This window comes from Novosphingobium ovatum, from assembly GCF_009909235.1.
In the GTDB taxonomy this organism is placed as follows: domain Bacteria; phylum Pseudomonadota; class Alphaproteobacteria; order Sphingomonadales; family Sphingomonadaceae; genus Novosphingobium; species Novosphingobium ovatum.
This window is the reverse complement of sequence record NZ_JAAAPO010000005.1, coordinates 325,324-339,316: the sequence shown is the minus strand read 5'-3', so window position 1 is coordinate 339,316 and position 13,993 is coordinate 325,324. Positions and strand designations below refer to the sequence as shown.

The 13,993-nt window shown below is 58.6% G+C and carries 14 protein-coding genes; 7 read left to right on the top strand and 7 right to left on the bottom strand.

Annotation, left to right across the window (positions count from 1 at the left end; translation table 11 throughout):
• The first annotated feature begins 74 nt into the window (after positions 1–74).
• The 3 genes from GTZ99_RS13950 (at position 75) to GTZ99_RS13940 (ending at position 3,720) form a co-directional block, all read left to right on the top strand.
• On the top strand, positions 75–1,196 hold the full coding sequence (locus tag GTZ99_RS13950; RefSeq protein ID WP_161719873.1) for a hypothetical protein: 1,122 nt from the start codon (positions 75–77) through the stop codon (positions 1,194–1,196).
• A 46-nt stretch (positions 1,197–1,242) separates the two neighbouring features.
• On the top strand, positions 1,243–2,535 hold the full coding sequence (locus tag GTZ99_RS17145) for an O-antigen ligase family protein (protein ID WP_161719871.1): 1,293 nt from the start codon (positions 1,243–1,245) through the stop codon (positions 2,533–2,535).
• 75 nt (positions 2,536–2,610) lie between these two features.
• On the top strand, positions 2,611–3,720 hold the full coding sequence (locus GTZ99_RS13940; protein ID WP_161719869.1) for a glycosyltransferase: 1,110 nt from the start codon (positions 2,611–2,613) through the stop codon (positions 3,718–3,720).
• Between the two features lie 7 nt (positions 3,721–3,727).
• On the opposite strand, the gene GTZ99_RS13935 is transcribed toward GTZ99_RS13940, so the two are convergent.
• Positions 3,728–4,084: a hypothetical protein gene (locus GTZ99_RS13935; RefSeq protein ID WP_161719867.1), complete on the bottom strand. Its 357-nt coding sequence runs from the start codon at positions 4,082–4,084 to the stop codon at positions 3,728–3,730.
• Positions 4,085–4,183: 99 nt separating this feature from the next.
• Between GTZ99_RS13935 and GTZ99_RS13930 the strand changes: the two genes are divergently transcribed.
• Together GTZ99_RS13930 and GTZ99_RS17050 are read left to right on the top strand one after the other, a co-directional pair.
• Entirely contained in the window at positions 4,184–4,990 is an 807-nt protein-coding gene (locus GTZ99_RS13930) for a glycosyltransferase family 4 protein (RefSeq protein WP_161719865.1), read from the top strand.
• Positions 4,983–5,603 (top strand): acyltransferase, encoded by a 621-nt coding sequence (locus GTZ99_RS17050; RefSeq protein WP_320076689.1) that lies wholly within the window; start codon positions 4,983–4,985, stop codon positions 5,601–5,603. Before GTZ99_RS13930 ends, GTZ99_RS17050 begins: the two co-directional genes overlap by 8 nt.
• 9 nt (positions 5,604–5,612) lie before the next feature.
• Here the strand turns inward: GTZ99_RS17050 and GTZ99_RS13920 are convergent, their stop codons facing one another.
• Positions 5,613–6,599 carry a hypothetical protein gene (locus tag GTZ99_RS13920; protein ID WP_161719863.1) on the bottom strand — a complete coding sequence of 329 codons (987 nt, stop codon included), beginning with the start codon at positions 6,597–6,599 and terminating at the stop codon, positions 5,613–5,615.
• Positions 6,587–7,162, bottom strand: coding sequence for an LbetaH domain-containing protein (locus GTZ99_RS13915; RefSeq protein WP_161719861.1), 576 nt, complete (start codon positions 7,160–7,162; stop codon positions 6,587–6,589). The genes GTZ99_RS13920 and GTZ99_RS13915 overlap by 13 nt, the downstream gene beginning before the upstream one ends.
• Positions 7,163–7,398: 236 nt before the next feature.
• Between GTZ99_RS13915 and GTZ99_RS13910 the strand changes: the two genes are divergently transcribed.
• Positions 7,399–8,244: a hypothetical protein gene (locus tag GTZ99_RS13910; RefSeq protein WP_161719860.1), complete on the top strand. Its 846-nt coding sequence runs from the start codon at positions 7,399–7,401 to the stop codon at positions 8,242–8,244.
• Positions 8,241–9,587 carry a glycosyl hydrolase family 28-related protein gene (locus tag GTZ99_RS13905; protein ID WP_161719858.1) on the top strand — a complete coding sequence of 449 codons (1,347 nt, stop codon included), beginning with the start codon at positions 8,241–8,243 and terminating at the stop codon, positions 9,585–9,587. Before GTZ99_RS13910 ends, GTZ99_RS13905 begins: the two co-directional genes overlap by 4 nt.
• An 84-nt stretch (positions 9,588–9,671) precedes the next feature.
• On the opposite strand, the gene GTZ99_RS13900 is transcribed toward GTZ99_RS13905, so the two are convergent.
• From GTZ99_RS13900 to GTZ99_RS13885, 4 genes are all read right to left on the bottom strand, one after another.
• Positions 9,672–10,517 (bottom strand): glycosyltransferase family 2 protein, encoded by an 846-nt coding sequence (locus GTZ99_RS13900; RefSeq protein WP_161719856.1) that lies wholly within the window; start codon positions 10,515–10,517, stop codon positions 9,672–9,674.
• Positions 10,518–10,538: 21 nt separating this feature from the next.
• Positions 10,539–11,456 (bottom strand): glycosyltransferase, encoded by a 918-nt coding sequence (locus tag GTZ99_RS13895; RefSeq protein WP_161719854.1) that lies wholly within the window; start codon positions 11,454–11,456, stop codon positions 10,539–10,541.
• A gap of 53 nt (positions 11,457–11,509) precedes the next feature.
• Positions 11,510–12,847 (bottom strand): lipopolysaccharide biosynthesis protein, encoded by a 1,338-nt coding sequence (locus tag GTZ99_RS13890; protein WP_161719851.1) that lies wholly within the window; start codon positions 12,845–12,847, stop codon positions 11,510–11,512.
• 171 nt (positions 12,848–13,018) lie between these two features.
• Positions 13,019–13,990, bottom strand: coding sequence for an NAD-dependent epimerase/dehydratase family protein (locus tag GTZ99_RS13885; protein ID WP_161719849.1), 972 nt, complete (start codon positions 13,988–13,990; stop codon positions 13,019–13,021).
• Between the last annotated feature and the right edge of the window lie 3 nt (positions 13,991–13,993).

The following is a 13,993-nucleotide window of genomic DNA, read 5'->3' as shown; positions in this document are numbered from 1 at the left end:
TGCCAATGGTACCGACGGGCCGCCGGACGGGGCGATTGGGCTTCTGCTTGGCGCTCGTTGGCACCTCAATTTATATGGCGTTGGCCGCGTACAGTGGGTTGGACCGCTTTGCCGCGGAACATCCCACATTTGCCAACCGCTATGCCGAAGCCTTGATGGTGCAGGGCTTGCAGGTTGCAATCCGTAACGCCGAACTGGATGGCAAACCCGCCGAAGCCTTGCGCTTGGCGAAGCTGCATATCGATCGCGATCCGATGGAACCGGAAAGCGCTGAATTGCTCGGCCGCTACCGTTTGGCGACAGGCGATACGTCTGGCGCCGAGGCCGCGATGCTGGTGGCCGGCGGTCAGGGTTGGCGCCGCCCGTTTACCCAGCTCTATTGGATGGCGCGCGCCATCGAGTTGCAGGATGATCGCGTCGCGACCTTGCGCGCCGATGCATTGTTGCGCCAATCGCCCGACCTCATCGACAATCCGCAAGTGATGGCCATGATCGATGGCACCGAACAGGCGCGCGAGGGACTGGCGGCGCGCGCGGCGCTCAATCCGCCTTGGCTGCCGACCTATTTGAAGAACGTCGAAACCGCGCCGCTGGATCAGGTGGTCCGGCGCATGGATGTGCTGCTGCGCATGGCCCGCAATGGGCATATCGCCGGCTGTGAACAGACTGGTGTGATGGTTCAAAGGCTGGTGCTGATCAACGCCACCAACGAAGCGCGCGCCTTGCGTAACGCACAGTGCCCCGAACTGGCCCGGAGCATGGTGTTCGATCCCGCGTTCAAAACGGCTGAACAGGGGCGCAATTTCACGCTGCTGGCCTGGCAGCTGCCGCAAAATTCCGACGTGACCCAATACATCAGGCCGGACAGCAGTGGCAACGTGCTGGAAGTCGAGAGCAGCAGTCCGGCGATCGTCAACGTCCTGCAGCAGATGGTCTTGCCTGTCAGCGGGCGATACCGGGTGCAATGGCGCGCGCTCGACAGTGATGGCCATGACAGTGCACGCGTGCGGATCGGCTGGAGCTGCGGCCATCAGCCTGATTCATGGTATGCAGGAAGCATGGACCCACGCAGTCATGTGTGGTCGAGCGATGTTACGGTTGATCCGCAATGTCCGTTCAACTGGATTTCACTGGCTCTGGCGCCGGGACAGGGCAGCGTTTCCATTCGGGCGTTTGGAGTGAGCAAAGTGAACTGAAGCGAACCATCGCCCCGGTCTCACAATCCCCCATTGCCCCAAGCAAGTGAAATTCGAAATGCAGAACGTAACCGCTGCCACCAAACGAGAGCTGAAGATCCTCCTTTCAGCCTGGCCGAAGTCAGCTGTTGCTGTGGCTGTGTTCCTTCAAATCGTGCTGTTTTCGATCAAGGATGACTATTCGCCGGCGGTTTTACCAATGGTGCGATGGGGTATTATCATCTTTGCCGGCCTTCTGCTGTTGAAAACAGGCGGAAACGCGTTGCGCAATATGGCGGCGCCGATCCTGTTTTGCACATACATGGGAATCAGTTTGGTCATCGGGCCCAATTTTAAAGACATGTTGCCAATTTATCTGCGAATTGTGGGCATGTTGATGATCGGGCTTTGTTTGCGTCCCAGATTGAATTTTGAAAAAATAAATTTTGTCCATGTCCTCATGAGCGCGTTTGGTGCGGTGACGCTGGCTTCACTTATTACCGGACTGCTGAATGTTGGTGATGCTTACGTTGGTTCCGAATCCGCTGCGGACGGCCGATACCGGCTGCAAGGTATAACCTGGCATCCCGGCATTCTAGGCTACGCCGCCTGTATGAGTGCCGTATGGAATCTGACCGAGTTGCGGTCCTCATTGAATGGCACGTTTAAGCGCTTTTGGGCGCTTTGCATGATCGGCGTATCGATTACCTGCCTGTATATGTCGGATTCACGGACTGGCTATATCGCAATCGTACTCGCAGCATTAATGCTGTACCTCTCCAAGTATTTTGAAATATGGGCTCGGCACCATTACGAGCAATATATTTTGAAATTTGTGATCCCAGCCCTTATTGTGGTTGGGTATTCAATCCCAATTTACGTTGCGCTTGTAAATTTCAGCGAATTGACGGTGACAGATGGTACATCGGCGCTACGTACGCAGGCCTGGATTTGGGGTATTCGGCAATTTGTCGATCATCCCCTGATGGGTGCGGGCATGGGTGCCTATGCCTCGGTCCGTATTGGTGCCTACACCGAGGATTTGATGTATTTGCACTCGGCGATGATCAATCACATTGCACATGGCGGGGTGATGGGGCTTTCCGCGTTCCTTTTTCTGCAATATTCGCTGTATAAGAGTGTCTTTCTGCGAGCGGCATCGTCAAATTACGGGTCGTTTTCCTATAGAATTTGCTCTGATCGTATCTATTCCTTTAAGATTATTGCGTTTGTCGTAACGTTGGTTTACTCGGTGACTGAGGGTGCTTTGCAAGGTGTGTATACGTCATTCGTTGTGGCGTTTTCTATCGTCGCATTGGATTTGAGGCCGCCAAAGTCCGGATATGAAAATAACCAATAAGTCGAGCAGCGGTGTTTTGGCTATTCATCTGTTTTTCGAGAGCCTGAGGCTGTTATCGCTATTGGAGCAGGTGTAGTGAAAAAGTGTAATTTCACATTTTATGTGAATAACGCCTCGCATCACATCGGTGGTCTTTTGGACGCATTATGTGCAAATGCCGAGGTTGGTGCGGTGACTTTGGTTGCCGCGCAGGCTGTGCCTGCCGACCGATTGGCATTGGGTTGGAAGGCTCAGTGCGAAGGGCTGTATACGCTGGTGCAATCGCCCAATGCCGATTGGGTCGAGGAGCATGTCCGGCAATCTTGCGATGATACTGTGCATGTGTTTATCGGCATGCGGCACTATGAGATCATGACGAAAGGCATTGGGGCCTGCGTTCGCCACGGTCGACGGTTTGGCCTGTTTCACGAGCCCCGCGTGCGGGAAGGCGTGAAGGGCGTCTTGCGCTATATCCAAAGCTGGCTGACCGAGGGGCGCATTCGCCGAAATGGCTTTGTGCTGGCGGTGGGCGCGCACGGGCCATCGTGGTTTTTGGCGACGGGGTACAAGCCGGCCCAGGTGTATCCGTTTTGCTATTTCATCAAACCCGGCGGGGAGCCGCAGGTCTTACCGCCGCGTGATGTGCTACATATTGGCTATGTCGGGCGGCTTGAACAGCCCAAGGGCATCCTCGATGTGCTGGAGGCTGCGCGCCACATCACCTCGAATTTTCGCCTGGCCGTGGTGGGGAACGGCGAACTGGCGCCGGTAGTGCGGGCGGCGGCTGAGCGCGATCAGCGCATCGTTTATGCAGGTGCCCTGCAATCGGATCAGGTGCAAACGCATTTGCAGGGCGTCGATCTGCTGATACAACCCTCTCGCACGACAGACGACGGGTGGGGCGTCGTGGTCAGCGAGGCGCTGCTGAACGGTGCGGCTGTGATCACATCCGATCGTGTTGGTGCGTCGATGTGTTTGGAGGAAGCGTGGCGTGGCCGCGTGGTGCCGGCCTTTGCGCCAAAGAGTATTGCCGCAGCGGTTGATGCCATGGTGGCGGAGCATGTGTTCACGCCTGAATTGCGCGTGCGTCGCCGGGCATGGGCTTTAGATCATGTCGCCGCCGAAGCTGGTGCTGATTACTTATTAAGCGTCGTTCGAAACTTTTACGAAAATAGCGCTCGTCCGAAATCATTCGTTGAAGGTTAGGTGTGTGCTAACCTATCCAGATGGGTAAAAAATCCATAAAATGCGCCAGAGTTGGTGACGAATTGGTACGAATGGAGTAGTTAGGCAATGGGTTGCGACGGGGTGGGGTAACGTCGAAACAAAAAATATATGGGTCACTATAATGGCAAAGATAAGCGTTCTGTATCATCATTTTCCGCATTACCGTGCGCCGGTCATGCGTGAATTGGCCAAATCCAAAAGGCATTCCTATCATTTTTTTGGCGGCCATAATGATTTTCAGGGGATCAAAGCCTTCAAGGGTGATGATCTTGTGACGGTGCATCCCATTAGTTTTATCGGTGATGAGAAAACCGAGAAAATGCGGATCGCTGACTATGAGCAAGCGCTAGATCCTTCGTTCGATGCCACGATTATCATTGGTAATCCCAATATTCATCAAACGTGGCGTGCCTGTTTGCTGGCGCGTTGTCGCGGAATAAAGGTGGGCTTTTGGGCTCATGGTTGGCGCCGTGAGGAAAGCTGGCTGAAGGGCAAGCTGCGCAATCTGTATTTCGGCTTGGCGAATCGGGCTCTGGTCTACAGCAACCGCGCGGTGGAATTGGCCCGCCAAACCGGTTTTGACGACCGGCGGATTACGGTGATTTACAATTCATTGGATTGGGACGCGCAATGCGCCCAGTTCGAGGCGTTGGATCACGTGCCGATGGCGCAATTGCGCGCCGAGTTGAATCTGCCCGAGGACGCCGCGATTCTGCTGACCATTTCGCGGATCACCGACATTTGCCAGTATGACTGGTTGGTGGATGCGGCGGCCTCGGTGGATACGCAAGGGCGCCCGCTGGTGATCGTGATGATCGGCACTGGCCCTGCCGAACAGGCTTTGCAGGCGCAGGCACGCGAGCGTGGTGTCGATCTGCGCTGTGTGGGCTCGATCTATGACGAAACCCGGATCGCCAGCTATGTGATGGCGGCCGATTGTGTGGTCAGCCCTGGCAAGGTAGGCCTGACGGCGATGCATGCGCTGGCCTATGGTACACCGGTGGTGACGCATTCGGATCTGGACCGCCAAATGCCCGAAGTGGAGGCGGTGATCGAGGGGCAGTCGGGGGCGTTCTTCCCCTATGGCTCGGTGTCGGGGCTGGCTGATGCGATCTCTCGCCTGCTGGCATGGCCGATGACCGTGGGGCAGCGCCGCGAGGCCTGCCGGGGTGCGTTGATTGGGCGCTTCACCCCACAGGTTCAGCGTGAACTGATTGATGATGCTGTGGATGCGATGTTGCGTGGATAAGCCGACCTTCAACAAGCGCCCTTGGGCAGATGCGGGCATGCACCCGATGCGCGTTCGGGACGAGGTTATCGTACTATGCCGCGACCGCGTGGAGCCGTCTTGGAAGCGTAAGCTGCGCGCCTTGCTGCACAGTCATATGGTGCGCAAGTTGAAGCTGGCCGAGGCGGGGGAGGGCTTTCAATGGGCGCCCAACGAGGCAATCGTGGGCGCGCGTTTTGGTCGCTATGCATCGATCGGTCACAGTGGCTGCTTTCACGGTCCGGTCGTGGTTGGCGATCTGACCATGATCTCCACCGAGGTACAGGTGATCGGCAATGATCACCTGATTGGTGATGCTGAAGTGCCCATGCGCTATAATTTTCCCAGCACCCCAAGACCAGTTACGGTGATCGAATCCGATGTCTGGATCGGATCGCGGGTGACGATCATGGAAGGCGTTCGCATCGGGCGGGGGTCGGTTATTGGCTCAAACGCCATGGTAACGCGGGATATTCCGCCCTATTCCGTTGCCATGGGTATTCCCGCCCGAGTGGTTCGGCCACGCTTCACGCAAGAGGAGCAGGACCGTGCCGATCTGTTCCTCTATGGCAAGGTTTTGCGCGCTCGGGATTGAACATGCCGTTCAGTTTTCGAGATTTTGCGAGTCGGTTGGCTGGAAGACATTGACTGCCTTGATCCGCAAGGGAGCAGAATTGCTGCCAAACAGCAGCACCATGCGGTGATCGTCAGGGGCAGTCGGTTCCATGGGCAGGAACGACATGGCGCCGCCGTTCATATAGAACGGATCGGCCAACCGTTTGCCATCAAAGAAATATTCGATTTTTTGCGGCGATTTCGGCGTCTTTTGGGTGATGATTGCACCAATCTCATGCCATTGCGTGTTCCAGTCGGTGCCGCTGGGGATGGCGCGACCAAAGTTCTGGAAAGAGAACGCGCGGCTACAAAATACCCGATTGCGGCAATCTTGCCGGTATCGCCCGTACCAATGGATAATGCTGCCTAAATATTGCGGTGGCGGATTTTTGTAGAACTCGAAAAAATCATACTCCATGAAATTTTCGTAGCTGTCCTTTGGCTCTCCACCGCTTTTTCTGCGCGCTTGATTGAGATGTTCGAAGGACATCGCCCAAACGGCGGGAAAGCCTTTCGTCGTATCGACCAGTGCAGGATCGAACTGGATCAACACCGACACGCACATGCTGCCGCCAAATACTTTGCCGACGAAATAAGGGGCAACAGGGATCTGCGCCGCCGATGACATCTGTCCATTGGGGCCGCTGATTCCCCAAACATGGGCGGACTGGTCGGGGGCAATTTCAATCCGGTCATTCGGATTGCTGATGCCGTTGATCCAGTTGAAAAAATACATCCGCGTGCCGCTTTGATATGTGGGATGGCGGCGTTGCAGGTCCACATTGTCCGCGGAAAAGCGGGTTACGGAATAGGTGTTGGCGGTAAAGTTGCGGGGACAGAACCGACCGGCCGCGCCAACGCTGGCCGCATGGGCATTGGCGCCGATCGTCGCAAAGCCAGCGACCGTCAGGCAAAGGACATGCCGATTGACGGCCGACATCCAGCTATGACCGCCGAAACCGCTCAATTGCGCCATTTGCGGGCCTTGATCGGCTGAGCAGGGTTGCCGCGATAGATCGTCCATGCGTCCAGATCGGTAAAAGCCACGCCGCGGGCGGCCAGTACCGCACCTTCGCCAATGTTGACCCCTGGACCAACAAAGGCATCCGCTGCGACCCATGCATCGGCGTCAATCTGGATCGGGCGCAGCGTCAATTGAAAGTGCCTGTCACTGACATCATGGCTACTGGCGCATAGATGTGCACCCTGCGAGATAATCGCGCGAGCGCCGATGGTGATGTCGCCCTGATTATAGCAGGTCACGCGGCGGCCCAGGCAGGCGTTGTCACCGACGGTCAGATTGGCCGGATACCAGACGCGCACGCAGCCATATACCAGCACGCCCTTGCCAATCCGGGCACCAAAGGCGCGCAAAAGGAAGCAACGCCAACGATGCAGAGGGGCCGGTGTCCATGCGGCCAGCAGGGCCCAGGTGATCACCCACAACTGCCGACGAATACGATCGGCGCGTGAAAAACTGGCTCCGCCTGCCAGCATGCTGGAGTTTGCGGCGTTCAGAGGTTTCAAAATTTCCTCCATGCAAGGGCCTTGGCGGATCCCCCGACTGTTCGGTGCAACAAGGCAAGCCGGGGAAACACTTAGTGAGGGCAAAAAACACACTTTGCAACTGCACACAAGGTGCGTGGGGGCTGGTGTGCCGGGAAATGGGGCGAGGTCGCTCGATGTCTGTGAAAATAACCAAATAGGAAAAATCTGTCCTACACCTAAACCAATTTGATAGGGTTTGCTTTAGTCGATTCGATGGAGCAGCCAGAATGTCCAACTTAGAAATCAAGGCGCCGGGTGGGTTTGTCCCGCAAATGGGCATGTCATTTTCCGATGCAAACGGATTGGCGCAATCCGTAACCGCCATCACGCCCTTGCCGGTGGCGATCGTTTCGGGCGCATGTGCGCCCTTGGCCGATGTGTCGGTGGTGGACGCGGCCGGGGTGTATTGGCTGGTTCGCGATGATGGAGCACAACTGAGCTATGTGAATTGGGGCACCGGCAACACTGGGCAACCCACTGCCCCTGTCGCCCCGATTGGCAAGCTGACAGGTCAGCAGATGGTTCAGACGCAATACACCGCGCTGCAGGGCGGCACCGGATTTGCAGCAGGTGATCTGTTGTCGCATGTGCTGATGCTGAACATTGCCACCACCCCGCCTACGGTGGTGACCAACGTCTGGGCCAATATCACCCAAGGCTCGGTTCTGGCCTCCACGCCTTCCAGCGCCAGCCTGGCAGAGATCGCGCCCTCGGTAACGGTCGCCAATTTTCCCGCTACGCAAAATGTGGCGGGCACCGTAGCCGTTGCCGCCCCCACGACCACGGCTTTGGCAGGCACCGCCAGCAGTTCCGGGGTCTATGGACCATATCATCCGGTGTCTGGGCGCAGTGTCATCCTTTCGCTGGCGGGCAGTTGGTCCGGCAGCGTGCAGGTGCTGCGCTCGACCGACGCGGGGGGCACCCGGCTGCCCGTCACGATTGGCGGCGGGGTCTGGGGTCTGTTTACGGGCAATTGCTGCGAGGGGGTATGGGATGAAAGCGAGGCAGGAGCCGAACTCTACCTGTCGATCCAACTGACCGATGGCACCGTAACCTACAGGATGGCACAATGATTGACATGATCTCGCGCAAGCTGGCCATTCAGGCCAGCACCAACGCGGCCAATGCCGTCGCGTTGTCGACCACCAACGCGTCCAATCTCACCATCGAGGTTGCCCGCGCCCAAGCAGCCGAGGCTGCGCTGGCAACGGCTGGGTTCGTCACGGCGTCGTCGCTGGGCATCCTGCCCGACAGCACGACGGATCAAACCGCCGCGATCAACGCCGCGCTGGCGGCGGGCAAGCCGCTGTTGCTGGATGGCAGCCCGACGGGGGCTTACATGGTCAGCAACATTGTTGTGCCCAATGGCGCGACTCTGATGGGGACCGGGCGCGGCCGCACTGTCTTGCGGCAAAAGGCGGGTAGCACCGGTCCGGTGATCGCCAACGCAACGGGTGATGACGCCAATATCACCATCGCCAGCCTGACCATCGATGGTGCCAACGTGGGCAGCGCGAACATTGGTCTCGATCTCAACTTGACCGGCTCTTGGGTCAGCCACGCGAACATGAACCGTTTTGGCAAAGGCGATCCGCGCAATGCCGTCTATGATGTGCTGATCCTGAACGCGACCGGGTCTGGTATGCGGGTGCAGGCCAGTGGCGCCAACTATTTCGATCGCATCTGGACGATGGATTGCGGTGGCCACGGTTTTGAACTGTTGGGCTATGACAGCTTCTACAGCAATCTGGATGCTGGGGGCTCGGGGCTTTGTGGTTTCTACTTCGGACCCTCCTTTGCCAACAATCGCGTGTCCAATATCAAGGCCTGGTATTCCGGACAGAGCAATCGCAGCACATATGGCCAGGGGCTGTTCCTGAACGGCGCCAGCATGAATCAGTTTGGCCCGATCGAAGTGCAAAACAGCGGCGCGACTGGGATCTATCTCAAGGGTTGCCTCAAGAATTTGTTCAGCAGCGCTTATATCGAGGGGCCTCCGGGCTATTCGGCCACTTTCACGGCCACGTCCAACCCGTTGCCACAGGCGTTCGACGGGTTGGTGCTCGAAGACAGCAGCTCGAATATCTTTCCGGCGCTGGGCATTTTTGATCGTGGCGCAACACCCTATTCGCTGCGCTATGGTGTTGTGATCAAAAAGGTTTCGGGCGGCTGCGCGTGGAACTCGATAAATGCCCATATTTTCAGCGCCAGCACGGCCGCGACCGTGACGCAGGGGGGCAACTCCTATGGCAATAACGTGATTTGGGTGAATGGTTCTGGCTGTATCACGCAGCGCTTCGATTCCAGCTGGTTTCCGCGATACGCCAACGACAGTGCGGCTGCGACCGGCGGTTTGTCGATCGGCAATGTCTATATCAACAGCAGCACGGGCGTGCTGACCATGCGCATCGCCTGATCCCTTGTACGGCAACGCGAACAGGCTGGGCTTTCCACCGCCTGCTCGCGTTTGTCGTGGCCGGCTAGGCGGGCCGCGCCCTGTTCAGGGGCGCGAGAGCCAGTTGAAATAGGCTTTGATGCCAACGGGCTTGCGATATTTGCACACAAAGGCGCGCAGCGGCACGCGCTTGCCCAACACTTCCTCGCGATACAGCGGCATATTGATTGCCTTGTGGTTGATCACCACAAAACGCAGCGCCCGCCCGATGCCCAGCGGCAGCAGCACAAAAGGCGCGCGGATCAATTCGCGCCGCAGATAGTTTGCTGCTTCGAACGCCATGTGATCGCGCGGTTTGCGGTTGATCGGCGATTCAGCGTGCCACACCCGGATATGCGGCAGGCTGCGCACGTCAAATCCGGCATCGATTGCGCGTATGGTGCGATCAAGCTCTTCGCCCTGACGGCGGAATTCCGCGACATATTCGCCCACCGCGTCGATCACCGACCGGCGATAGACGTTGCCACAGCCAATGTATCCGCGCAGCGCCTGTGAGGGGGCATCGACTGGCCACAAATAGCCTCGACGCTCCAGACCGATGTTCAGGCCCGCGATGCCGATCTGGGGGTTGGCGTCCATCGCTTCGGCGATGCGGGCCAAACCGTCCTTGTCGGTCAGCCAGCTGTCATCATCCAGATTGAGGATCAACTCGCCCCGGCATTGGCGGGCGCCATAATTGCGCGCACCGATCAGCCCCAGATTTTCAGGCGTGCGCTCATAGCGCACTTGCGGAAACTCGCGCACCGCGACCTCGATCGTGTCGTCGGGCGTGCCGTCGTCGACCACAACGATCTCATAGTCGCTGTAGTCCTGTTCCAGCGTGTTGCGCAGCGTGTTGCGCAGATCATCGGGCCGTTTGTAGGCCGGGATCAGAACGGAAATCTTGGGCATGGCATGGCTCTCGCGTGGGGGTCAGCGATAGAGAAGCTGGATCAGCGCGGGCGTCACCGGCTTTTGCGGGTTCAGCCAGTCGTTGAAGAAGGCATCGTTCTTGGCCGCACGGCTGGCGCCACCATCCAGTTTGCGCCCCGCAGCGCGCAAGGCGGCATGGATGGCCGGGCGCAGCCATTGGCGCAAGAAGAAGCTGGGCCCGTGCAGCGCGCGCCGCAACGCGATGCTCTGGGGCGACCATCCTTGCCGTTCAAAGCAATGGGCCTTGATGCGGGGCGGTTCGGTGCGGCGGCGATCCTGATAGGTCTGCGAAATTTGCCCCGCGACCGAGCGGAACGCGCCAAGCCGCTTGGGCAGCCACTTTTCCTTCAACCCGATGCGCAGGTTCAGGAAAAAGGCATAGTCGGTGTACAGCCGCAGATCGTAGAAGGATTCGGGCAACAGGACGGTCTTTTCCCGCTTCCAGAACACGCATTCGGAATACATCTGGCGATAATAAAGCGAATGGTCGGCGAAGGTCATGCCCTTGATCAAACCGCCGTTCACCAGCAACTGGCGCTCTTCGTAGAAGGCGAAGTCGTCGGAAAACACCAGGTCCAGCGTCGGGTCGTCGCGGAAGGCCTTGTCCACCTCGGCCAATGAGCCGGGCATCAGGATGTCATCGGCATTCAGCCAGTAGCAGATCTCGCCAGTGGCTTTTTGCGTGGCCTTTTGCAGGGCGTGCAACTGGCCCTTGTCGGGCTCGCTGGTGATCTTGATATCCAGCCCCGGATAGGCGCGCGCGATGTCCAGCGTGCCGTCGTTGCTGCCGCCGTCCATCAGGATGATTTCAACACCCGGAAAGTTCTGCTTGGCGATCGACAGCAAGGTTGCCTCGATGAAGCCGGCAGCATTGTAGACCGGGATCAGGATGCTGAAGCGGGGCGTTGCTGCTGACATTCAAACGGCTCCTTGGAAAATGGCTTGTCGGCCGGGCCTGTGGCGCCGGCGTGTCAGGAAACGGGTTGGGCGGCGGGACGGATGCGCCGCCAAAGGGCCTGAGCTTCGGCGCCAATCGCGGCGCGGTTCAGGATCCCCAGACGAAGCACCAGCGAAATCAGCAGCGTCAGCATCAACAGATCGGCAACCAGCACCGCCGTGCCAATGCCGCGAATACCCAGCATCGGGATCAGCCATCGGCCCAGACCCAGCGCCAGCACCGCCGATGCCGCGTAGTAATAGGCAAAGCGCTCTTGCAGGTTCAGCGCGATGAGGAAATTGGACAGCACTGTCCAGCAGCCATTGGCCAGCATCGTGCCGGCCAGCAGCGCCAAAAGCACGCCATCGGTATGAATCGCGCCGCGCGTCCAGTGCAAGATGACCCATTGCCCCAGCAGGATCACGCCCAGCGTTGCGGGCACCAGCAGCGCGGCGGTGACCAGCAGGTTGAGCAGCACAAGACGCGCCTTGTTCTGGGCAGAATCGGCCGCATGGGCCACGGTAAACCGGGTGACCGTGGCCACCGACAGGATCATCACCAATTGCAACGGGAAGCGGGTAAGGGTGCGTGCGGTGGTGTACATCGGCACAGCCGCCGCGCCCAGCATCGAAGTGATCAGCAGCACCGGCCCCTGCATGGCGGTGGCATTGGCAAAAGGCAGGATCATCGAACCCAACGCCGGACGCATCAATTGGCGCAGCACGCCCATGCGGATCGTGCCCTGGCGGCGGGCGAATTCGGGAAACTGGCGGCGCAGTGTCCAATTGGCAAAGGCTGAGCCGCCCACGCGGATCACGATCATCACCGTTGCGGCCTGAAACAGCGTGGCGCCCAGCACGATCGATCCCAGCAACAGGCTGGTTTCGATCAAAAAGACAGTTTGATACAGCGTCCCGCCATAGGCAAAGCGGTCCACGGCGCGAAAACCGGCGTTGACCGTGCCGTTTGACAGCCCCACCAGCCCGTAAACCACCAAGATCAGCGTGACGGCACGCGCGTGCCCATCTGTCGCCTGTTGGGCGAAGTCCAGCATGGTGGACGAGGGCCAGAAAATCACCGCCGCTGCGATGCAGAACAGCGCGCCAACCACCAGCGCCACCAACAGGCGCAGGGCCTGAAAGACGTGGTGGGCGCTATCCTTGTCGCCCTTGGTCATGCTCATGGCCATGTCGTTGGCCGCGGCGGTCGTCAGGCCGAAATCGGCCATCGCCAGATAGGCGGGCAGCGAATACAGCGCCAGCCACACACCGTAATTGGCCAGCCCCCACTGGGCGACCATGATCGGTACGCCCAGCAATTGCAGGCCGATCTGGATACCCTGTCCATAGGCACCAACCATGATGGCACGCATCAACCGTGAGCGGGCAGCGTTGCGGAGAAGGCCTGGGATCATGGCGAAGCTACCGGATATGCCGGAGGGCGATGGGCGCGAAATGGCAGATCAAATGCGCAGGCAAGGTTGTGCCCGCCGTCCGGCCCGCGTGCAGCACACGCGAATCGGTGGGCGGGCACATCATTGCGTTCAGCGCGAGTTACGACGGACCTGCTGTTCGATCCATTCATAGGTCTTTTCCAGACCTTCACGCAGCGTCTGCGAAGGGGCCCAGCCAAGCTTTTCCTGGATCAGCGAGTTTTCCGAATTGCGGCCGCGCACGCCGGTCGGTCCGGGGATATGGTTCTTTTCGATCTTCTTGCCGGCGATGTCGGCAACCATGTCAACCAGCTGGTTGATCGTCACCATCTCGTCCGAACCGATGTTCACCGGGCCTTCAAAGTGCGGGCAACGAGTCAGGCGCAGCACGCCTTCGACGCATTCATCGACATACAGGAACGAACGGGTCTGCTTGCCGTCGCCCCACAGTTCGATGGCATCGCCCGACTTGGCCATGGCGATCTTGCGGCAAACGGCGGCCGGCGCCTTTTCCTTGCCGCCTTCCCAGGTGCCTTCGGGGCCGAAGATGTTGTGGAAGCGGGCAACGCGGTTCTGCATGCCATAGTTGCGGTTATAGGCAAGGAACAGGCGTTCCGAAAACAGCTTTTCCCAGCCATATTCGCTGTCAGGCGCGGCGGGATAGGCCGATTCTTCCTTGCAGTTGGGGTTCTCGGGGTCTTCCTGATTGTAGGCCGGGTACATGCAGGCCGACGAGGAGTAGAACACCTTCTTGATGTTGCGCTTGTGCGCGATGTCGGCAACGTTCAGGTTGATCGTGGCCGAGTTGTGCATGATGTCGGCGTCGTGTTCGCCGGTGAAGATGTAGCCCGCGCCACCCATGTCGGCGGCCAACTGGTACACTTCATCAAAGTTGCGGTCGATCATGCGATGCACCGCATCCTGCTGACGCAGGTCGGCGATCACAAAGTCGTCGGCTTCGGTTTCGGCGTGCTCGTGGAACTTCAGGTCCACACCGCGAACCCAAAAACCTTCGCGCTTCAGGCGCTTTACGAGGTGGCCGCCGATAAAGCCGCCGGCACCAAGAACCAGTGCAGTTTTCATGTA